At 48.6% G+C, this 20,278-nt stretch carries 16 protein-coding genes; 7 read left to right on the top strand and 9 right to left on the bottom strand.

Annotated features, from left to right (window positions below; translation table 11 throughout):
• Positions 1-48 precede the first annotated feature (48 nt).
• On the bottom strand, positions 49-1,431 hold the full coding sequence (locus HGH90_RS26500; RefSeq protein ID WP_169192264.1) for a sensor histidine kinase: 1,383 nt from the start codon (positions 1,429-1,431) through the stop codon (positions 49-51).
• Between the two features lie 68 nt (positions 1,432-1,499).
• Here HGH90_RS26500 and HGH90_RS26495 point away from each other — a divergent pair, with 68 nt between their 5' ends.
• A complete protein-coding gene (locus HGH90_RS26495) occupies positions 1,500-2,048 on the top strand; it encodes an AAA family ATPase (protein WP_168762764.1) in 549 nt (182 codons plus the stop codon).
• Here the strand turns inward: HGH90_RS26495 and HGH90_RS26490 are convergent.
• Positions 2,045-4,138 (bottom strand): family 20 glycosylhydrolase, encoded by a 2,094-nt coding sequence (locus HGH90_RS26490; protein WP_169192263.1) that lies wholly within the window; start codon positions 4,136-4,138, stop codon positions 2,045-2,047. The genes HGH90_RS26495 and HGH90_RS26490 overlap by 4 nt on opposite strands.
• 140 nt (positions 4,139-4,278) lie before the next feature.
• On the opposite strand from HGH90_RS26490, the gene HGH90_RS26485 reads away from it, so the two are divergent.
• Positions 4,279-5,829: a sulfatase family protein gene (locus HGH90_RS26485; RefSeq protein ID WP_169192262.1), complete on the top strand. Its 1,551-nt coding sequence runs from the start codon at positions 4,279-4,281 to the stop codon at positions 5,827-5,829.
• Between the two features lie 123 nt (positions 5,830-5,952).
• Here HGH90_RS26485 and HGH90_RS26480 read toward each other — a convergent pair whose 3' ends face one another.
• Positions 5,953-6,969 (bottom strand): DUF3500 domain-containing protein, encoded by a 1,017-nt coding sequence (locus tag HGH90_RS26480; RefSeq protein ID WP_169192261.1) that lies wholly within the window; start codon positions 6,967-6,969, stop codon positions 5,953-5,955.
• A gap of 127 nt (positions 6,970-7,096) precedes the next feature.
• Here HGH90_RS26480 and HGH90_RS26475 point away from each other — a divergent pair, with 127 nt between their 5' ends.
• On the top strand, positions 7,097-8,602 hold the full coding sequence (locus HGH90_RS26475) for a patatin-like phospholipase family protein (RefSeq protein ID WP_168762760.1): 1,506 nt from the start codon (positions 7,097-7,099) through the stop codon (positions 8,600-8,602).
• The gene (locus HGH90_RS26470; RefSeq protein ID WP_169192260.1) at positions 8,583-9,245 is read left to right on the top strand and encodes a hypothetical protein; all 663 of its coding nucleotides are present in this window, start codon (positions 8,583-8,585) and stop codon (positions 9,243-9,245) included. The genes HGH90_RS26475 and HGH90_RS26470 overlap by 20 nt, the downstream gene beginning before the upstream one ends.
• Here HGH90_RS26470 and HGH90_RS26465 read toward each other — a convergent pair.
• Positions 9,238-10,080: a universal stress protein gene (locus tag HGH90_RS26465; RefSeq protein ID WP_169192259.1), complete on the bottom strand. Its 843-nt coding sequence runs from the start codon at positions 10,078-10,080 to the stop codon at positions 9,238-9,240. The genes HGH90_RS26470 and HGH90_RS26465 overlap by 8 nt on opposite strands.
• A 239-nt stretch (positions 10,081-10,319) precedes the next feature.
• Here HGH90_RS26465 and HGH90_RS26460 point away from each other — a divergent pair, with 239 nt between their 5' ends.
• The 3 genes from HGH90_RS26460 (at position 10,320) to HGH90_RS26450 (ending at position 12,401) form a co-directional block, all read left to right on the top strand.
• Entirely contained in the window at positions 10,320-11,135 is an 816-nt protein-coding gene (locus HGH90_RS26460) for a helix-turn-helix transcriptional regulator (protein ID WP_168762757.1), read from the top strand.
• Positions 11,136-11,206: 71 nt separating this feature from the next.
• Positions 11,207-11,983, top strand: a complete 777-nt coding sequence (locus tag HGH90_RS26455; protein WP_169192258.1) for an isocitrate lyase/phosphoenolpyruvate mutase family protein — start codon at positions 11,207-11,209, stop codon at positions 11,981-11,983.
• Between the two features lie 31 nt (positions 11,984-12,014).
• Entirely contained in the window at positions 12,015-12,401 is a 387-nt protein-coding gene (locus HGH90_RS26450) for a YybH family protein (RefSeq protein ID WP_168762755.1), read from the top strand.
• A 60-nt stretch (positions 12,402-12,461) separates the two neighbouring features.
• Here HGH90_RS26450 and HGH90_RS26445 read toward each other — a convergent pair whose 3' ends face one another.
• The 5 genes from HGH90_RS26445 to HGH90_RS26425 form a co-directional block, all read right to left on the bottom strand.
• Positions 12,462-13,577 (bottom strand): TlpA disulfide reductase family protein, encoded by a 1,116-nt coding sequence (locus HGH90_RS26445; protein WP_168762754.1) that lies wholly within the window; start codon positions 13,575-13,577, stop codon positions 12,462-12,464.
• 37 nt (positions 13,578-13,614) lie between these two features.
• Complete coding sequence (locus HGH90_RS26440; RefSeq protein ID WP_168762753.1) at positions 13,615-16,176, bottom strand: M1 family metallopeptidase; 2,562 nt, start codon at positions 16,174-16,176, stop codon at positions 13,615-13,617.
• Between the two features lie 38 nt (positions 16,177-16,214).
• A complete protein-coding gene (locus HGH90_RS26435; RefSeq protein ID WP_168762752.1) occupies positions 16,215-17,642 on the bottom strand; it encodes a redoxin family protein in 1,428 nt (475 codons plus the stop codon).
• Positions 17,643-17,870: 228 nt separating this feature from the next.
• Positions 17,871-18,749, bottom strand: a complete 879-nt coding sequence (locus HGH90_RS26430; RefSeq protein ID WP_168762751.1) for a hypothetical protein — start codon at positions 18,747-18,749, stop codon at positions 17,871-17,873.
• Between the two features lie 12 nt (positions 18,750-18,761).
• Positions 18,762-20,270: a RagB/SusD family nutrient uptake outer membrane protein gene (locus HGH90_RS26425; RefSeq protein WP_168762750.1), complete on the bottom strand. Its 1,509-nt coding sequence runs from the start codon at positions 20,268-20,270 to the stop codon at positions 18,762-18,764.
• Positions 20,271-20,278 lie beyond the last annotated feature (8 nt).

The following is a 20,278-nucleotide window of genomic DNA, read 5'->3' as shown; positions in this document are numbered from 1 at the left end:
GGCCCTTGTTTAGGGGCCAAAGATAAAACAAAAACAAAGGGTAAAACGCTAGTTGGCTATGGCCGGCTCGTTCATATCGATATCCCCTTTGCTGAGTTGTATGGTAAAAGTAGTGCCCCTTTCAGGATCACTTTCCACATCAATGATTCCGCGATTATGTTCTACAAACTCGCGGCACAGCATCAGGCCAAGACCAGTGCCTCTTTCTCCCCCGGTACCGTAGGTAGGAAATGGCTGGGAAGTAAAGAGCGCCTTCAGCTGCTGTACACTCATACCTACTCCGTGATCAGTGACGGCAATGATTACATGTTCCGGCCCCTGGCTGGCTGTTATGGCCACCTTTCCTCCAGGGTAACTGAATTTAAGGGCATTGCTGAACAGGTTGCGGAGGATCACCGATACCTGGTCACGATCGGCATACAGCGAGGTATTGACCGGTACCCGTACTTCTACGGTGATTTGCTTTTGCTGGATAATCAGTTCAAAAAAGTTGAGTACTTCGGTCAGCACAGGCGCCAACAGGAAATCCTGTGGGCGGGTCTGGATCCCCTTCATACTCCGGGTACTCCAACGCAGCATATTATCAAGGGTCCCCCCCAGTTGTGCTACTTTTTCGTGCAGTACGGCGGCGGCTTCCCCCATGTCTTCCCGCGAGTATTGCCCCTTCAGGTACATATCCAGTAAGCTTTCCAGCGTAGCCAGCGGGCTCCGGATATCATGCGCTACAATGGAAAAGAGTTTTTCTTTGTCTTTATTCATGGACTGCAGCACCTGGCGCTGCTTCTCAATTTCCAGCTGATAATCGGTTTGGATACGTTTAAAAAAATAAAGGGCTGAGATCAGGAACGTAAGGGATACGGCTACATTGGCCCGTACCCTTTCCGACGGCACTGGTGGGGCGAGGTACCAGGATTGTGGCATAAAAACAATCAGCAAAAACGCAGCGGTGACTACTACACTTAAAATCCCGATTACCCATTTGTTGTCATATACCAGGATACTCACGATGAGGATATTGAGCAGGAAATATTCCGCCCCATTATGAAAATATAAGCCCGAAAATGAATAGATTAAAACACTGACGACGAGCAACACCAGCCGGGCGCCAAGGTACATCCGGTATTTATGCATGAACAATACTGCTACCGTAGTGCCGGTATTAAAAAAATTCAATATAGCAAGAAGGTAGCGACCCTCGCATGCATTCAGTATACAGAAAAATAGGGTGAAAGGTATGGTGGGCAGTGCCAGAAGATTCATCAGCATCGTGCGCCTCGCCTCAATAAAGGGCAATGCCGGATGCACCCCTAACTTGACAACGTGATCCCAGCAATTTTCCAGGCCCTGATAAACGAAACGCTTTACTGCATGCAACATAGGTCCGGCAAAGATACTCCGAATGCGCGCACTTTTTCCGGGTGTTTTTCCCATTGCGGATTTTTTTCACGAGATTGCAGTTACTTATCTCCTCTCCCCCACACTTTTTTTCTCTTTACATCATGACAAAAGACAATTTCTTCGTGCTCACGGGCGGTCCCGGTATGGGAAAAACGTCTGTGATAGCAGCTTTACAAGAACAAGGCTACCTGACTGTTTCTGAAAGTGGCCGGGAAATTATCCGGCAACAGGTAGCTACCGGGGGTGTGGCGCTCCCATGGCAGGACCGCCAGGCCTTTGCCCGGCTGATGTTTGACCAGGCCATTGAGGACTTTGAGCAACTATCGGCACAGACACGGCCCCTATTTTTTGACCGGGGCATTGCCGATACTATCGGCTACCTGGAACTGTGCGGACTACCCGTGCCAGACTTCATGCGCCGGGCCGCCCGCCAGTATCGATGCAACAACCGTGTATTCATTACACCGCCCTGGAAGCACATCTATACCCGCGATACAGAGCGGAAGCAATCATTCGATGAGGCAGTAGCCACTTATGAAGTAATGGTGCAGGTGTACCAGCAGCTGGGTTACACCCTGGTACACCTGCCTTTGGATACGGTAGCCGCGCGGGTAGCCTTTCTCCTGTCGGAGGCAATCCGTAAACATTAACGGAAGCGAAGCGACAAGTCTTCGACCCAGCGACCATTAGGACCGACCTTCACCGGCACAAAAGCGCATTGCCAGTTTTGTTCGGCATAACTACGGGGCACCCGAATTAATATCCTATTCCAGCCCTTTTGCAGCGCGATGGCCGCCGGTGGCCTCGACCAAAAAAACTCTTCATCGGTAAAGGGGATCTCATTTCCCGGTCTTTCCCAGGTATGGGTCAGGTAACGATTGGCGCCTGGCTGTTGCCATTGCGGCGCCGGCAGTGGTTTCCCGTTTACCCACACACTGCCTCCGTTGGCATCCCATTGGCCGGCTGCCGGTATACCCGCACTGAGGCGGGTGGAGCGGGCCGCCGTTTCAAAACCAATCCAGGCGTAAATTTGACGGGCCGTTTCGCTGTATATTTCCGTCGACAGGTACAGGGTTTCCAGCGTACTATCCGGCAGATGATAATATTTAATTACCTCTGGCAACATTTGCACGCCGCCGGTAAGGGGGTAAACAGTGCCCATGCTGCCTGCTTCAGGGGCAAAACTGGCGTCGGCCGGCTCGCCTGCCGTCCTGGCGAATGGCCCCGACAACGATAGCGTTACCTCGCTAAATGCCGCGAAAGGGAAAGGCGTGTCAGTAAAATAGTGATCGCGGTGGAAAGCCAACCGCTTCTCGAATTCATGAAAATGTTGCCAGGCAAGGGTATTTTTGCCCGGCATTACCTGCATATAGCTACCGTTGTACCCCGGCCGTCCGCACCATATTGCCTCACTATATGTGAGCGCCCCCGGCCACACCGGGTTATGCAACGGAATTTTTTCTTTATCGACCACCCTGGTATCCGGCCAGCAACAAAGAATACCGCCTAAAGCCAGGCTATCGCCCTGTGGACGGTTACATACTTGCTGAAAGAAATAACGTTGTATTAAGTTGAGCGCATTGCCTGAATTTAGATACCCTGCGTACGAGTCTACATAAGGATGGTTGGCAGAGGCATGCAGTTCCGATGGATCCATATCGTACCAAAGCTGTTCTATGGTGCCCGAAGGTCCCTGCAGGCCAGGGTTCCAGACCATTACCCGGCGGCCGTGGGATTTTACCCGGCCGGCCATCCGCTGCATAAACAACTTTGGATCCGGGATATGTACTTCGTCGGAACCCAGGTGGATAATGGGACAATCGCTTGCGGGGATTTCCGCACAAAACTCATCGATCAATTTTTCCAGCACTTCCATCCCCTGGGGCGTACCCATTTTAAAGCCGAAGGTGGGCTCAAAGTAAGCGCTGTGCCCGGGCATATCCAGCTCGGGGATAATGGTGATACAACGTTCACGAGCATACGCCACCAGGTCGCGTATCTCGTCAAAGCTGTAGCCCTTTCCCGGATCCCGGCCAGGTTTCCTGTTTTTGGGATCATTCAGCTGCGGAAATACCTTACTTTCCGGGCGCCAGGCGGGATTATCTGTCAGATGCCAGTGGAAAGTGTTGAACTTATAGGCGGCCAGCAGGTCGAGCGTTTTTTTAAGAGAAGCTATGTCCCGGAAATTGCGACCGGTATCATGCATAAATCCGCGCAGGGAAAATGCCGGTGCATCCGTGATATGGCAGCCCAGTACGCTTATACGTTTACCAGCCAGTGGCAGGAGCTCTTTCAATGTTTGTATGGCGTAAAATGCGCCGGCAGCGTCCTTTCCGGTAATGCGCACTCCCGCGGCGCTCACATCCAGTTGATAGCCCTCTGCCTTCAGTGGTAACGCCGTATCTATTTTCAGCCAAACAGCCTGGCGTGGCACTTTTGCGCCGACGGGGATACCACGAACGGTCGTTTTAATGCCTGCGGCAGATAGCACCGCCTGCAGGGCGGTTATGGCATTTTTGATTTGTGCCTTGTCCACTTCTTCATATAATAGTACCTGCGGCGTATTGGGATGCCACCGATCTGCCTGCCAGGTTACCTGCTGTGGAAACGGGATCAATGCCACCGGCGCTGCCTGTAGTTCTTCGAGGGTATGCGGTGGCTCCCAGTTACCAGCGGGTTGTTGGGCACTGGTTGCCAATGCCAGGCCGAGGAGCAATACAGATAAGCATAAGGTTTTCATTGTGGTCACTGTTTAGTATTTCATTAGCGTGGGCTATTAAAATACTCAATCTGGTTTATTAATACCAGAAAAACTATCTTTATCCGCATCATGGTATTCCTTCCAACGCCATTATACCCACAGTAAACAGTGAAAAACTAATGAAAAAGCACCTGATGACACGTACTTCTTTTACCAGGAAAGTGGCGACCAGCCTAATTTTCGGACTATTAAGCCTAACCGTTGCCGCACAACAAAAGCCCAACATCATTATCATTTACGCCGATGACCTGGGCTATGGAGACGTGAGCTGCTACGGCATGAAAAAAATCAAAACGCCCAACATCGACCGCCTCGCCAAACAGGGCGTTCGCTTTACCAATGCATATGCCACTTCGGCTACCTGCACGCCTTCGCGCTTTGGACTGCTGACCGGCAAATATCCCTGGCGCCAGCGTAATACAGGTATCGCCCCTGGAGATGCCTCCCTGATTATTCCCACCGATCACCGCACCTTGCCCGGAATGCTAAAAGATGCCGGGTATCATACCGCCGCTATCGGCAAATGGCACCTGGGACTGGGCACTCAAGCTGGGATTGACTGGAACGCCCATATATCGCCGGGACCACTGGAAGTGGGTTTTACTTACTCCTTCATTATGCCTGCTACACTAGATCGGGTGCCCTGCGTATTTGTAGAGAATCACGACGTAGTAAACCTCGATCCAAAAGATCCTATCACAGTCAACTACCACCATAAAATAGGCAACGATCCCACTGGCCTGGAAAACCCGGAGAAACTGCGTATGCATCCCGATCCACACCAGGGACATAATCAAACCATCGTAGATAGTATCAGCCGCATTGGCTGGATGAGCGGCGGCAACAGCGCCCGCTGGAAAGATGCCGACATTGCCGGCACCATTACCGAAAAAGCCATTCACTTTATCGCCGACAATAAACAACAGCCCTTCTTCCTCTATTTCGCCAGCGGCGATATCCATGTACCCCGCTATCCACATAGCCAGTTCAGGGGAAAAAGCGGTATGGGCCTGCGCGGCGACGCCATCCTGCAACTCGATTGGACCGTAGGGCAAATTGTAAAGGCAGTCGACAGCCTTGGCCTCACCAATAATACCATGATCATTTTCTCCAGCGACAACGGCCCCGTGCTCAACGACGGTTATCTCGACCAGGCAGCAGCACTGGTAGGCAACCACCATCCAGGAGGGCCTCTGCGCGGAGGTAAATACAGCGCCTTTGAAGCCGGCGCCAGGGTACCTTTCATCGTGAAGTGGCCCGCAGGCGTAAAGGCCGGCGGCAACTCCACGGCACTGATTGGCCAGATAGATTTGTTTGCATCGCTGGCACATTTAACCGGCCAACCCCTTACCAACGCCGAAGAAGCGCCCGATAGCTTTGATATGCTGGCACAGCTGCTGGGGAAGTCGCACAACAGCCGCCCATCCCTGGTTACACATGCCGGCACACTGTCGCTCATCGAAGGCGACTGGAAATATATTACCCCTTCCAAAGGCGCAAAAATCGACAAGGCCGTTAATATAGAACTGGGGAATGACCAGGCGCCTCAACTGTACCAGTTGAGCAAAGATGCCCATGAACAACAGAATGTAGCCACACAGCATCCCGATAAGGTGACTGAAATGGCCGCCAAACTGGAAGCTATTAAAATCAAGACAGCAAGCCGCTGATAGAGCCGAAAGCTTAAAGCAGAAAGCAAAAAGCTGTTATGGAGGATGATCCTGGCAAATTTTTAAACCGCCATGGACATTCGCTATAATAGCTTTTTGCTTTCTGCTTTAAGCCTTCTGCTTTTAACGATGCGCATCCCGATAGTGCTCCAGCAACACATCCCCGCCAAAATCGCGCTTCAGATCGCGTACCACCGTATGTACGTGGTTAGCATTATTCTGCGTGTTATCATATTCAATAATCAGAGTAGGCCCCTGAATCCGGTAGTAATAAGGCTTTCCAGGAATACGTTCCGTACTTCCCGCCCAGGCAAAGCTGAGTTGATCCAGTCCGGCCTGTTGAATTTCTTTCAGCATTTCATCGGCAAACAATTTCGTATAGCGATGTACGTATATACTGATCAGCGCTAGCAATAGCTGCTGGCTGGCAGCGCTCATCTCACTGTAATGAATACCTGCCGGATGCGCTATCATGGCCTGCCTGCTGGCCCCTGTAATAATTTCAGCAGGCGCTGCAGTGGCGATAAGTGCTTTTTCTCTTTCTGCAGCGGTCAATGCCTGGATTAAAGTAAATCCACGCACCGTTTCTTCCCGTAGTATTTCTTTGCCTTTGTCGGCGCCCTCCGGCACAACGGCGGGATTGGAGCCGAGGAATGCCGGCGTTGCGGCCACCAGTTCGTTCTTATCTGCCGAAAAATTAAATGCCACATGATGCCCTTCAAATCGCCACCCCCAGGTGGTATTGGCGCCGGGAACACCAAAAATGGTGAGGTAATATTTTCCCGGATCACGATAATTATCGTTGGCGGTCCTATGTTCCAGTTCCTTTAATATCAACTCCAGCTGCATAATATCATTTACCTGCTTTACTGTTACCGCACTCAGCGCCGTGCCCAGCAATGCCATCAAAGCGTTCCGCTGCGCGGTATTCAGGGCTTTTACCGCAATACCTTTCCGGTCATCCCGGGGAATATAGGAGAAATGATACCGCTCGCTGGTATCAAAGGGAAACAGCGCCTGGGATTGCTGTTCCGGGCTTAACAGGCGGATAAAATACGTGGCTCTTTCTGCCATACTTTGTGCAGGTACGATAGCGGGCAAAAGCATGCCTACGACCAACAACAGGAAACACCGGTACATAAGTGCAGGTTTATAACGTGGAAGAATAATCGCTATAAATATAATCGGAAAAAGCAGATCATGCAAGGTCATAAAAAGATAAAAAAAATGATTACTTTAGAGATACACATCCCTTATAACCATCTATATGCCCCGAAACAATGACCAGGTTGCTGCCAAGGCAACCATTACCATATCTGATTTTACGAACGATGCCAGGGTAATAAAAGCACTGGATGCGCTACAACTCACCTTCAATCCTGACAAGGGCGGCCGGCCATTTATTGTGTCCGATGTGCTCGACGATGCAGGACATCAGTATGTTAACCTCGTACAAAAGGGCGGCGGCGTATTAGGCATTGCACTGATAGGCTACACCTATGTGCTGGAACAAATGAATATCCGTTTCCTGCGCCTGGCCGGTACCAGCGCCGGCGCTATCAATACCGCGCTCGTTACCGTGATTGACAACAAACAGGATCCCAAGTCTGAAAAAGTGCTGGATGCCGTTTGTAAACTAAACTTCTTTTCCTTTGTAGATGGCCACCCGGCCGCACGATGGCTGATTAAAAAATTTATTACGAAAGATGACTTTGCGGGCAAAGCCAAAAGGTCGCTACTATGGCTGCTCGGCATCCTGGCCCTGCTGATCACCGCAGATGTGGTGTTGGTAGGACTTAGCAGCCATTATGCAGGTGTAGCTGTATGGGCAGGATTGAGTTTTATACTCACCGGCTGCTGCACCCTGCTCATCGCCTTGGGCGTTTCCTACGTAGTTAATTTATTGAAGCGGTTAAAGAATTCCGGCTTCGGTATTAATCCCGGAGATACTTTCTACGATTGGATTAAGCAACGGCTGCATGAAAATGGCGTAGATACCGTACAACAGCTAAAAGATAAAGCAGGCGCCTGCCCGAAGCTAACATTGCGGGTAGAAAATGATGCCCGCCACAAAGACCTGTTCGGCGACGTGACGTTTATTACCTCCGAGCTGGTGACACAAAATAAAATACAGTTCCCCGCCATGTGCCATCTGTTTCGTACTGATATCAATACCATGCAGCCAGCGGGCTTTATACGGGCCTCCATGTCTATACCGGTATTTTTCGAGTCCTATATGATAAAGGGTATTCCAGCCACCGACCCAAGCATCATCGCGGCGTGGAAAGATACCTTTGAAATCAGCCAGCCACCAGAAACGGCCCGGTTTGTAGACGGCGGTATCCTTTCCAACTTCCCGCTCAGCATTTTCTACAACAACGATATTGCAGTTCCCCGTCTCCCTACCTTTGGTATAGACCTGGACGACAGCAAGCCGGAAGACAAAAGCCAAAACCCGTTCAACTGGTCGGCATTAGGGTATTTTGGCCGCATATTCAATACCATCCGTAACTACTACGACAAAGACTTTCTACTGAAGAATAAAGTATACCAGCTGGGTGTAGGGAAAGTAGATTTATCGTCCGACCAGTTCAACTGGCTCAACTTCTTCCTGTCAGACAAAGATAAGATCGACATGTTTGCGCTGGGCGTTGAAGCGGCCTGCGAGTTCCTGACCAACTTCAGCTGGGATGATTATAAAAATCAACGCCGGCATTTACAACAACAATTAACCACGGTTAAAACGCCTTCCAATGACAATACTGCTCACTGATGCCTGGTGTTGGCTCTGCATCAGCATGGCCATTTTCCTGCTTACCGCCTTTATTATGGGCCGGCAAAGCAGGTATTTTTACACCATGGATGTGGTACCGCGCCAGTTCAGCATCATGGACCTGGAACTCCCCTCCTGCCAGAAGGAAATGGTAAACCTAATCAAAGGCATTTATGCCATGCCCCCGGCAAACCGCCAACTAACATTACGGGCATTGAGAGGCCAATTGTGGGTGGATTTCCTGTTTATGCCAGCAGCCTATGGAAGTATTTTCCTGGTATGTATGAAAGTGGCGTCAAAAATGAATCCTGCCGGCATGGTACTTTTTCATATCCTGGCCTGGCTGCAATTGCTTTGCTGGTTGTGCGATATCATAGAAAATATCTACCTGCTGCAAAAGATAGGTCCTAACATTAGCGAGTCAACGAAAATGGTACACCGCGCCTACCAGGCCCTGGAAATGATCAAATGGGGATTTTCTCTGCTAGGCATCGTTTGCGGGCTCTCCGCGCTGTTATTCTTTTGGGTAACGGGCAATTTTGATGTATCCTCCCTTCATTACCTCTTGATTATTGTTGGGGAGATAGTGATATTTATGGTCCTGCAAAAGCTCCCGTTCAGGGCGCCAATTCCGGCTACTTGAGTATCACTACCGGCACGCGGGCAGAACGGCAAAGCGCTTCTGAAATACTTTTATGGGTGAGATAGTACAGGAAACTGTGTTTACCCGGCAAAGCCACGATCAGCTGGGCTTCGTGAGCGGCGGTAAAATTGATGATGCTTCCCAGGATATCTTTATCGTTGCGATAATGCAGCTCATGATGAAAATCTTTCAAGTATTCGTGCAGGTTACGCTCATCTTCCCGGAATTGTTCGTCAGGATGCAGGTAATGCTCTTCCGGGTCCACATTCAATACCATAAAATGCGTGCGCTCCCATAAATGCGGAGATGCTTTCAGTTTATTTAGCTTGTCCAGCGAGTGCAGGGCATTAAAATCGCAGGGAACCAGGGCATTTCTTACTGGCCGGTAACGATACCCCGATGGTACCACCATCACCCGCACCGGGCTGGCTTTCGCAATAGCAATGACATTACGGGAAATAAGGCTGTCATCGGCCCCATGCTCGCTGCCCAGCATCACCATCTCTGGGCTTTCTTCCCGGATAAGCGCTATCACTGCTCTTAAAATGGGAACTTTACTGGTAACGATGTCCACTTTCATATCGCCGGCAATGCCTACAATCACGTTCGACAAACGCTCCAGGTGCGTCATGGCCTCCTGGCGATGATCTTCCATAAAATCATGGTTCACCGCGCCATATTCTGCCGATACCACAATATCACTGAATACATTCTGATAAAATGTTTTCAGCAAAATAATGCGCTTGTATTCGTAGTCCTGGGCCCAGGCGGCAGCAAAACGGATGGTGGCCACGGACGTGTCGCTAAAATCTACCGGAACGAGTAATGTTTTCATAACTACCTTTTTAATTCACCGGCGCCAGTGCTGTTATCAATGCCCCTTTTTCGTATATCACCTGCTTATTAAAGTTAGGTAATAGTTTGAAGCCAAACTATTTGAATCAGTTAAAAAACATCTAATTCCTTCTTAAAAGAAGTCCTCGAAATTGTTCCGTTTTGTACAATTCCCCCATTCCCGGCCGGGTTAACTTTAGGGGTTCTATTTATTCACTGAATTTGATTAAATTACGTAATATGAGATACCAGGAAATCAGGCCTGACAACCGGTTAATGCCTTATGTAAAGTGCTATTACCTGTACGAATCAGATACGGAGGCTGCCTTCGATGACACTGTATTTCCCAGCGGGAACCTGGAAATTATCTTTAACCTGGGAAGCGGCGCCTGGCAAACGGCCGAAGGGGCACAGTATATCACCACTCCTGCTATTGAGCTATGGGGACAAATTACCCGGCCCTTACCCATCAGGTCTATTGGGAAAAACACCATGCTGGGCATTCGCTTTTTCCCGCATGCAGCCGCCTATTTCCTGGATGACAACATCAGCGTATTTAATAACCAGGTTAGCGATTTTGGAGATATCAGCGGGCCGGCCATTCGTACGTTGCATGCACAACTACAAGACTGCAGATCATGGCAGCAGCGGATTGCCCTGGTGGAAGCTTACCTGTACCGGCGCTTCTCCTTATCCGGCAAAAGAACCAACAATGTAACGATCGTTCACCATATCATGCAGGAATTGCGAAAAGACGACTTCTTCGATAACATCAGCAATGTAGCCCTGCGCTATGGTATCAGCTCCCGTTACCTGCAGAAATTGTTCCTGCAATACACCGGGTTGACGCCCAAATTATACAGCAAGATTCATCGCTTCCAAAACAGCTTACAGCTCCTGTCCAAAAAAGACAGCTCCTTAACTGCGATTGCCTATGACTGCGGCTACTTTGACCAGTCGCATTTTATCAGGGAATTCAGGGCGTTTACCGGGGCCACACCCTCCGGCTATGCTCCCGAAAGCTCTCCTATCACGCTGGCGGCTACACTGAGTTAAACTGTTCTGATTTATACAATTCCCAGGTTACCCGCTGCCCTAATTTTGCTATTAATAAAAATAGCAATGATATGTCTTCCAACTTTTCTTCCTTTCACGCGCTGCATCATACAGGTAACCTGTTCTTATTACCCAACGCCTGGGATGCCAGGAGCGCCGCTCTTTTTGAGCAGCAACAATTTCCGGCAGTCGCCACCTCCAGCGCGGCGGTAGCTACCAGCCTCGGTTATGCCGATGGCGAAGGCATGCCCTTCGATGATTATTACTTTGTCATCCGGCGGATATTGTCTACCGTAAAAATCCCGCTGTCGGTCGACCTGGAGATGGGATATGGCAATACCCCGCAGGCTATCAGCGACCGAGTATTACAGCTCTGGGAGGCAGGTGTGGCTGGTATCAATATAGAAGATTCCCGGATCGAAGACGGTACCCGGGTATTAGGAGATGCCATTGCCTTTGCCGATACCCTGGCATTTATTAAACGCAACCTGGCGGCAAAGCAGGCCCGTCTTTTTATCAACGTTCGCTGCGATACTTATCTGCTGAACGTTGCCGATAAGCAGGCAGCCACGCAACAACGGCTGGGCCTATACGAAGCTGCCGGTGCGGATGGCATCTTCCTGCCCTGTATTACAGATACAGCGGATATTGCCGCTGCGGTGGCGGGTACCCGTTTACCCGTAAATGTAATGTGCGTCCCTGGTCTCCCAGATTTTTCCCGGTTGCAGGAATTGGGCGTAAAACGGGTGAGCATGGGCCCCTTCTTGTTCAACAACGTTTATGACCGTATCGGGGCGCTGGCTACCAACATTCAGACCACACAGAGCTTCGCGCCTGTTTTCCCTTAAATCGCTTATTCACGCTTAAAACACCCATCATATGAATTTACCTAAACGGGCAGAAGATGCCCATGCAACCCTGGCTGCCGCATTCAATACCGGCAATGTAGCCACCGTATTAAACATGTACGATTTCAACGGTATCATTGTTCCGGCGCCCGATCAGCCGGTATCCGGCAGGGAAAAATTTGAAGAAGCCATCCGGTCTATCCTCGCCATCGAAGGGACAATGGAAATTAATACCGTGTATTGCCTGCAAACAGGCAATATTGCCGTAGGCAGATCGGAATGGTGCATTAAAAACGGAGAAGAAGTAAAAATCAGTTCCAAAGGAGTAGAAGTGATGCAGCAACAGGCCGACGGTACCTGGAAAATACTGATTGACCATGCCTTTGGCGCCCTCGAAGATATGAAACCCCAAGGTTGACACAAAAAAATAGGTTGTCTCTTTCCAGAGACAACCTTTCTATCAGGGTTTTACAAAAGATTATTTCAATACTTCTGATAATTTCTTTTCTAATCTTTCACCCACTGCACCAATCTCTATAATGTTACCATCCGGACTAATCAGGAAAGCAGCAGGAATAGCGGCGACACCATATTTAGCGGCGACAGGACTTCCTCCTCCTTTCAAATCCGATCCCTGAGCCCAGGGCATTTTTTCTTCTGCAATTGCCTGCATCCACTTGTCTTTTTTGTCATCCAAGGAAACGGATAAGATAGTAAATCCTTTATCTTTATACTTATTGTAGGTAGCGCTCAATGCCGGGATTGCTTCGCGACATGGTTTGCACCAGCTTGCCCAGAAATCCAGCAACACATATTTCCCTTTAAAATCAGCCAGGGATATTGGCTTTCCGTCAGTATCATTCACGGTGATGGCAGGTGCTTGTTTGTTTATTAAATTTGCCATGGCGCTCCCACCGAAATATTGCGTCATCATTTTTTTGATAGTGAACGTATTTTTCGCATCTGGCCCCAGGCTGGTCAACAGATCTTTTATGTCGTTTTTATCCAGTGTTTGCGACAGCATGGCATTGATAAGGAAGGACGATGCACCTGCATTGGGGTGTTTTTTCACCCAATCCAATGCTGCTTCGGACGCAGGTTGCATCAATTTGTTCATTTCCGTCCTGATCTGTACCTGTGCATCCTGATCTCCCAGTTTTGCAGCATTATCCAACTTCGCCTGCAGTGCCTCTATTTCAGCTGCCCCGGTTTCTTTAGACAGCACATTCTTCTTGATATCTACCCAATCTGCCACAAATGGGCTTCCGGTATAGGTAGCATTTTCAAAGAAAGGTCCGTTACCTGTAATATTTACTTTCCCGGCTTCCAGGTAAAGAAAAGTTCCCTGTTCCTGTTTACCGTTGGTACCTATCTGCAAAATATAGGTGGATCCTCCTCCACTCATATCCGCATCAATGCTGAAATGATCGTTCTTCACATAAGCGGTATCAATAGTATTAGTTAAAGGCCCCCATAAAAAAACCGTATCTCCCTGAGGCAATCCTTTAATCTTTACATCCAGTTGCAGCCTTTTCTGCGCGTTGGCTGTAAATGCCGTGCACAGGGCTAGTCCCAAAAGCATACCTTTATTCATACGCATCGTTTTAGATATTTTAGAATGATGATAAATATTATTGTACAGTAACTTTTTTCAGTTGTAATAAGCTTTCTCCTTCTCCGGGCACGTTATAAAGTAAAGTAGCGGGCCATTGTATACCATACTGCGGCTGGTAGCCGGCAAATTCGAGCCGGTCGTACAACAAGCCACCAGCGGTACTTACAGGGGCACACTCCTTTATCTTGTAGCCACTGGTAACATCATAATAGTAATCCCAGCAACTACCTCCCGGGGCTATTACATGTACCACATAGGCATTCATCCCATTCACATTCACCAGGGCATCATCCAGAATTGCCTGGTAGCCTTTATCAAAAAAATGCAGTTCGGGGAATAAGGAGGCATTGCTATTCAGCTGCGCCCGTTGCGCTACCGACAACGGCACTGCCTGACCCAGCCGCGTGAACTGTACGCTGGTATCGGTGGTACTGATATTAGCCAGTTGCATGTGGATCATGTTTAATGAAATAGTCGTTTGTGTAGTACCCGGCTGCCATTGCTTTTTAAAATCCAGTTGTGCATTTTCATTACTGGCATAGTTGATCGTAGCCTGTTGCAGCTGCTGTAAAGCGGCCTTTCCTCCTATCGCCGACAGGTAGCGGTTTACCACTTGCGCTGCCGTTACACCTGTGGTTACCGGCGTTTTAAGACCAGTGCCTTTCCAGGTATTATTGCTGCGGTCCAGGTCGGGAATGGCATTGGCCGGATCCAGGATCACCGTGGTTACCGGCGATACCGATGCATAGTGGAACGTATAAGTGCCTTTCTGCTGCCAGATGTCGATAGGCAAGTGCTGCCGGTTCACGGTTCCGTTGAATTCCCGTATTTCTACTGTCAGCGGCATAGGCATGTTGCGTTTAATTTCGATGGTGACATCAATGCCCAATGCCGGATCTCCCTTTACATATTCCACTTGCCGGATAGCGGGATTTGATTTCCAGTCGGTCAGGAACCAACTGCGCCAGAACCAGCTCAAATCCGTTCCGGTACCGTTTTCGATCGACCGGAAAAAGTCGTCTGGCGTAGGATGTTTAAACGCCCAGTCTTTCACAAAACACCGGAAAGCCTGGTCGAATCTTTGTTTCCCGATCACCTCATTTCGCAGCACCCAGAGGGCTACTGCGGGTTTCACGTACATCACCATAGCCATGTCTTCCAGCTTTACCGAGGAAGCAGGGGTGTTCAGGGTGGTGAGTGCTTTGGGGGTCGACAACCAGCCAATAGCAGTATTCACGTCAAATGCAGGTTCTCCTTTCAGCGAGTCGCAATTGACCAGGTTAATGAAGGTATTGAGGCCCTCACACATCCAGCCATGTTTGCTGTCGGCTGCAATCATCATATTAAACCAGGTATGCCCGATTTCATGGTTGGTTTTTGTCCAGACTGTATTGCCGAAGCTGGAATTCGAATAATGTAATACAGATACAGCGGGGCCGGCTACACCAGTAATAGAACCAGCAATATTAACAGCCGTTGTATAAGGATAAGGTACCCAGTTGTGAGAATACAGGCGGATGATATCTTTCATTTGCCCGGTAATCTTCCGCCAGTCGGGGTTACTTTCCGGTGGATAGAGGGCCATGGCCAGCGTAGTGCGGCCATCGGGCAGGTTGACCCGTACAGCGTCCCACAAAAATGCTTCGGAAACTCCCCATAGTCCGTCGCCCGCATTGGGGGTATAAAAATGCCAGGTCTGTTGTTTATTAGCAGCTACCGAGCTACGTAGATCCGTTTCCGTTCTTATATGTATTACGGAGTCGCTTTTCCAGGCTTTTTTATACCGTTCCAAAACACCGGGAGATAATACTGCTTCCGGGTTCATCAACTGCCCGGTGCCCTGTACAATGAGTCCGGCGGGCACCGTAATGCTGACATCGAGGTTGCCAGGTTCCACGAAGTACCCGCTGCCAGCAACATTCCAGCCCTGTACTGCATCGTATACGCATACACGTGGAAACATCCCGGAGAACTGGTACACTTTTCCATGAGGCGTAGATAGTATGCCCATATAGTCGGAACCGATTACCGGTAATACAAAGTCATAGGCCACGGCAATAACAGCGCTATGGCCGGGTAATAAGGGCGCTGGTAATTGTACTTTGATGTAGTTACCGGCTTCCTCATAGGACGTTTTCCGCAGGGATTGTTTATCATTGGCCGCCTGCATAGCATGGATACGGCATCCATCCGTATATTCTTCCACGTCGAAACGGGCAACGCCTGCCTTTGTGATCATCGACATACGCGGATCCTTCCGGAACCGGTTCTGGGTAGCCTGCAGCCACACGTAATCCAATGTTACCGGGCTATTATTGGCGTAAGTAATGTTTACCGTGCCCTGGACGGTCCGGGTGGCGGTATCGAAAGTAACCACCAGCCGATAGTCGGCTTTATTCTGCCAGTAGTGGCCACCTGGCTTGCCATCGGCGGTGCGGATGTCGTTGCCAGGTGGATAATTCAGCGGGGCAAACGCCTCCGCCGGGTTGTAAGTGGTATCCTTACCGGATTGCGCGGCGCCAGCTGGTTGAAATAGCTGAAAAACACCCACCAGTAATATGGAAAATTTAAAATACAAGTGTGACAGTTTAGGTTTGAATGGCGGAAGACGATTGGTTAGTTTCTGGCTTTATAGCAATTGGCAATTCTTCTTGCAAATTCACTTTCTAATCCGGGAACAGGATATCCCAGGTTACCCTCCAGGATGTTGCCCTTATCATCGATCGCAATCCAGCGAGTGATGGCGTTTAAGGCATAACGTTGAATAAATTGTTTGGCCTGTGGATCAGATCTGTCGGAACTAAGGAATAAATTATTCTCACCGTCGATGTGATGATCTATGGAGAATTTCCTCAGCACTTCCGCATTGGCTGTTCCTGGTTCTTCCCAGGCGATGGTGAGGAACACGATATCCTTTTTGTCTTTATAGCTGTCTCCAATTTGTTTGAAGATGGGTAAAGCGGCCACACAACCGTGACACCACATCGCCCAAACATCGATGATGACAATTTTGCCTTTGAAGTCCGAAAGGCGAACCAGGTCACCTTTATCATTTTTCAGGGCAAAGTTGAACGCCGGTTGTCCGGGCTCAAGCTGTTTATATGCGTTATACACAGAATCTATAGCACGTTTTCCGGGTGTCATGTTCTTTAATACTCCCTGGGTAGCTTCGTACACAAACTTTAAATCTGGTGTATAGGCTTTGTACATACCTTCTCTCACCATCCAGGCAAGAGCAGCTCTTTCCTTTATCCTGTCTGCTTTGCAGGTCATAAGCACTTCCACCAGCAACTGTTGGTCAGTCAGCGTGGAATCCTGCATTTTCCTTCCCATACACCAGAGATTTTGCACTTGCAGACCGGTACTTTCGTCGCCTATGGCTTTTAGCCCTGAAGCAGAAAGATCGAATCCCTTTAAACACCAGCCGCCCCATATTTTCATATCCGGTGTTTTATTAGCAGTGGCTACATCTATCCTTACCAGCAATTGACGGTATTGTTCAAAAGCTTTGAGCGCCTCCAGGTTATCCTCTCTGTTTACTTTGGCAGCGGTGATCAACTCAGCCACCTGTGCTGAAGTAGTACTGATAAATTCATCCGTTTCTTTAGTCGTCGTAAAATGTTCAGCGGCGGCACGACCATACAAGCTATCTATTTTATAAGGCAATACCTGCCGGCTGCCATCTTTCCCATTGCATGCCAGGCGGAATCTGCCGGGCACCGGGTTGCCATTTTTGTATAGCGGTACAATTTCCAGCTTAACCTGGTCGCCCGCATTCGTGAGCAAGGCACAACCGTTCAAATAAATGATTTGGGTTGCCGCAACTAATTTCCGCGAAAAAGTAGCGGATGGCTGATCGGTTTTTACAAAAAAAGTTTCATGCTGATAACTGTAGTTATCACTTAATGTGTTCAGGTTAATAATTCCATTAAATGACGGCGCTATGCCAACTTTCGCAACAAGCGTGGTATTCTCTGTGGGCGTAGCTGCGGAGGCACCCAGGCCGCACAGCATCATTATAGAAAAAAAACGCGCAGTTTTCATCTTGTAGATTTTTGGTTTAAGTAAAGGCAAGGGATTAACAAAAAAGGGTGAAGCAAAAACCGGATTTATTTCAGGCCGGTGTAGCAAAACCGGCTCACAACCTATCACTTAGGCAGGGCAATAGATTGCCAGTGTCCTACTTTGTAAGCCGGACAATAATAGCGTTGCGGTGATGAGGGAAAGTCAGGAACCTGGTTTATCCGACAGCACATTACGGCTGGTTAAATATCAGGGAAGGTTCCCAATAGCTTGCAGGTCGATACCCTGCTCTTTGTAATACCTGATAACGACATTGTATTTAGCCAATATCAGCCCTTTGGTATCATAGGAAGGGCTCAAAAAAGTAGTATCCAGCTCCGCCTTTGAATGCCTGGTAATCATGCCTACAAAAGCGGCAAAATCCCATGCTACATTCCGGTCTCCATCATCAATCAGGTTTATCTGTTCCACGAGGCCTATGGTTCTTACATCCCAGGGAACGCTGAGGTAGCTGTCCGGAATATACTTCATAAAGTCGGCAGGTATTTTCAGCGATCCCGCTTGTGCCGCTTGCCAGGCATAAGCCCGGTGCGCGAATCCCCTTGTTTCCTTAAACCGCGCAGGCGACAAATGCATCAACGTACTATCTGTCCATCCGATACAGAGCATCCTGCTGGTGGCGACAAAACCGCCATAAGATCTGGCAGTATCTGGGAGTAAGCGGGTAAATGTATCAAGAGAAGCTGCCAGCATGATCCGTACCGGCATTGTTTTCTGTAAAAAACTCTCCGGGTAGAAATCAAGGCACTGCGATTTAAAGAACTGCAGTGTGTTAGCTATATAAGCAGGATTCCCGGGGGGAGCAATGACTCTGATAATCCAGGTGTAATCGTATCTTAAGTCTTGCTGTGTAAATTTGTAGAGGATATAAGAGCCATACTTTTTGTGAAATGCTACGATAGAATCATCGTAAGGCTGATTACCCTGTGGTAAAGTATAGAAGTCAGGTACCGTATCGGCCATCACCTTTTCCTTTTTGCAGGAAGATACTGTCCACCACAATAATGGCAATAGTAAGATAAGGATATTACGAAGAGAGAAACGATGCATAAAAATTCGTTTTTGCATGATCAGCTATAATTATTGTGGTTGCCTTAAGTTGCCCAGTTGGGGGTTTTGAATCAAAGACAAATTCCGGAGCAATACATCATTTGGAATAGGCAATACATACTGCGGATCGCGCCTGGGCAAAGTAAAAACCTGGTTTCCTCCTCCCAGTGTCGGCGCATAATAGTGTGTGATGGCTGGCATGCCATATCTCCTCAGATCCATCCAGCGATGGGCGCCTTCAGCAAATAACTCCCTTCTGCGCTCGTCGCGGCACATTTGCAGTAATACCTCTGCCGGATGTATCGTCCAGGGAATAAAACTATTTGTATTAAAGCGTTTGGCGCGAAGCGTATTCAAACTATTTAGAGCTTGTTGTGCTGCACCCGCATCACCTTTGGTTTTATATAACTGTACATATGCTTCTGCCCTGTTGAGATACGCTTCGGAACTACGCCAGCTGCTTCCCATATTTATCTGGCCCTGGCTATTCGGAACGTTGCTGTCTAAGTTCTTCTGCTGTAAGAAGTCAGGAGTTACATATTCTTTCAACACATCTGGCGTAACAAAGAAATAAATACCATTCCGGAGATCGTTCGGTTCGAACTTGCTCATCAGGTCGGCTGACACATCATAGGCACCGGATGTGCCGGTTACGGTATGCTCCGATACTGAGCCATAATACCAGATGGTTTCTACATTCCCAATACCCACAATTGGCTTTTCAGTCATATCCGGATCACCCCAGGTACTAAGATCCATCAACTGCGGATGATAATCGATCACATAGTTGGCGTGCTCAATTACTTTATCCCACTGCTCCATATACAAATATACCCGGCTGGCCAGCAGATGTGCCGCCACATGCGAAATACGGAATAACTTCCGCTCCGATTTATCCTGGCTGAGAAAATAAATAGCGCTGTCCAGGTCCTTCGTAATCTGCGTGTATACCTCTTTTACCGTATTCTGTTTAGGCAATACCTCAGAGAGATTGGCATCTAATTTAAGCGGAATGCCGATGCTTTTATCAGGCGTAGTAGCGGAATCGTTATACGGCCTCGCATATAAATTTACCAGCATAAAATTATAGAATGCCCGCAACGTATAGGCTTCTCCTTTATACTGGGCTTTTTCAGCGGCGCTGCCAACAGAATTATCAAGATATTGCAGGGCAACGTTCGCGCCCAGGATCATCTGATAATAAACACCCCATGAATTGAAGTTTTTTGCATCACTGCTACCAGCTCGGTTACATACATCAATAAAATTTGGTTGCCATTGAAAAGCACCTGCATTGACAGTGATCGTTGCCTGCTGGTCTGCAATGGCAGGGCCATTATAACACTGGATATCATCATCCATCATCACCAGGTAAGGCTGCATCAGCGTGCTGGTAGTTGGATAACCATTGGTGTACAAAATCTCTCCAAAATCTTTAGTCGTTTTTGGGATAACATCTGACTGTGACCGTTCTTCCAGGAATTTCTTGCAAGACATCATACTTAATCCTGCTAAGGCGATGATTATTATCTTTTTCATACGCTCGT

The sequence above is a fragment of the Chitinophaga sp. Ak27 genome, assembly GCF_012726295.1.
Classification (GTDB): Bacteria; Bacteroidota; Bacteroidia; order Chitinophagales; family Chitinophagaceae; genus Chitinophaga.
The sequence above is the reverse complement of the archived record's forward strand: the minus strand, read 5'-3'. Positions and strand labels throughout refer to the sequence as shown.

What these genes read in the sequence shown, in the direction of transcription:
- HGH90_RS26450 (WP_168762755.1), top strand. Translation starts at nt 12,015, where the DNA reads ATGAATTTACCTAAACGGGCAGAAGATGCCCATGCAACCCTGGCTGCC.
- HGH90_RS26490 (WP_169192263.1), bottom strand. Translation starts at nt 4,138, where the DNA reads ATGAAAACCTTATGCTTATCTGTATTGCTCCTCGGCCTGGCATTGGCA.
- HGH90_RS26480 (WP_169192261.1), bottom strand. Translation starts at nt 6,969, where the DNA reads ATGTACCGGTGTTTCCTGTTGTTGGTCGTAGGCATGCTTTTGCCCGCT.
- HGH90_RS26435 (WP_168762752.1), bottom strand. Translation starts at nt 17,642, where the DNA reads ATGAAAACTGCGCGTTTTTTTTCTATAATGATGCTGTGCGGCCTGGGT.
- HGH90_RS26475 (WP_168762760.1), top strand. Translation starts at nt 7,097, where the DNA reads ATGCCCCGAAACAATGACCAGGTTGCTGCCAAGGCAACCATTACCATA.
- HGH90_RS26500 (WP_169192264.1), bottom strand. Translation starts at nt 1,431, where the DNA reads ATGGGAAAAACACCCGGAAAAAGTGCGCGCATTCGGAGTATCTTTGCC.
- HGH90_RS26455 (WP_169192258.1), top strand. Translation starts at nt 11,207, where the DNA reads ATGTCTTCCAACTTTTCTTCCTTTCACGCGCTGCATCATACAGGTAAC.
- HGH90_RS26460 (WP_168762757.1), top strand. Translation starts at nt 10,320, where the DNA reads ATGAGATACCAGGAAATCAGGCCTGACAACCGGTTAATGCCTTATGTA.
- HGH90_RS26485 (WP_169192262.1), top strand. Translation starts at nt 4,279, where the DNA reads ATGAAAAAGCACCTGATGACACGTACTTCTTTTACCAGGAAAGTGGCG.
- HGH90_RS26470 (WP_169192260.1), top strand. Translation starts at nt 8,583, where the DNA reads ATGACAATACTGCTCACTGATGCCTGGTGTTGGCTCTGCATCAGCATG.
- HGH90_RS26430 (WP_168762751.1), bottom strand. Translation starts at nt 18,749, where the DNA reads ATGCAAAAACGAATTTTTATGCATCGTTTCTCTCTTCGTAATATCCTT.
- HGH90_RS26445 (WP_168762754.1), bottom strand. Translation starts at nt 13,577, where the DNA reads ATGAATAAAGGTATGCTTTTGGGACTAGCCCTGTGCACGGCATTTACA.
- HGH90_RS26495 (WP_168762764.1), top strand. Translation starts at nt 1,500, where the DNA reads ATGACAAAAGACAATTTCTTCGTGCTCACGGGCGGTCCCGGTATGGGA.
- HGH90_RS26465 (WP_169192259.1), bottom strand. Translation starts at nt 10,080, where the DNA reads ATGAAAACATTACTCGTTCCGGTAGATTTTAGCGACACGTCCGTGGCC.
- HGH90_RS26425 (WP_168762750.1), bottom strand. Translation starts at nt 20,270, where the DNA reads ATGAAAAAGATAATAATCATCGCCTTAGCAGGATTAAGTATGATGTCT.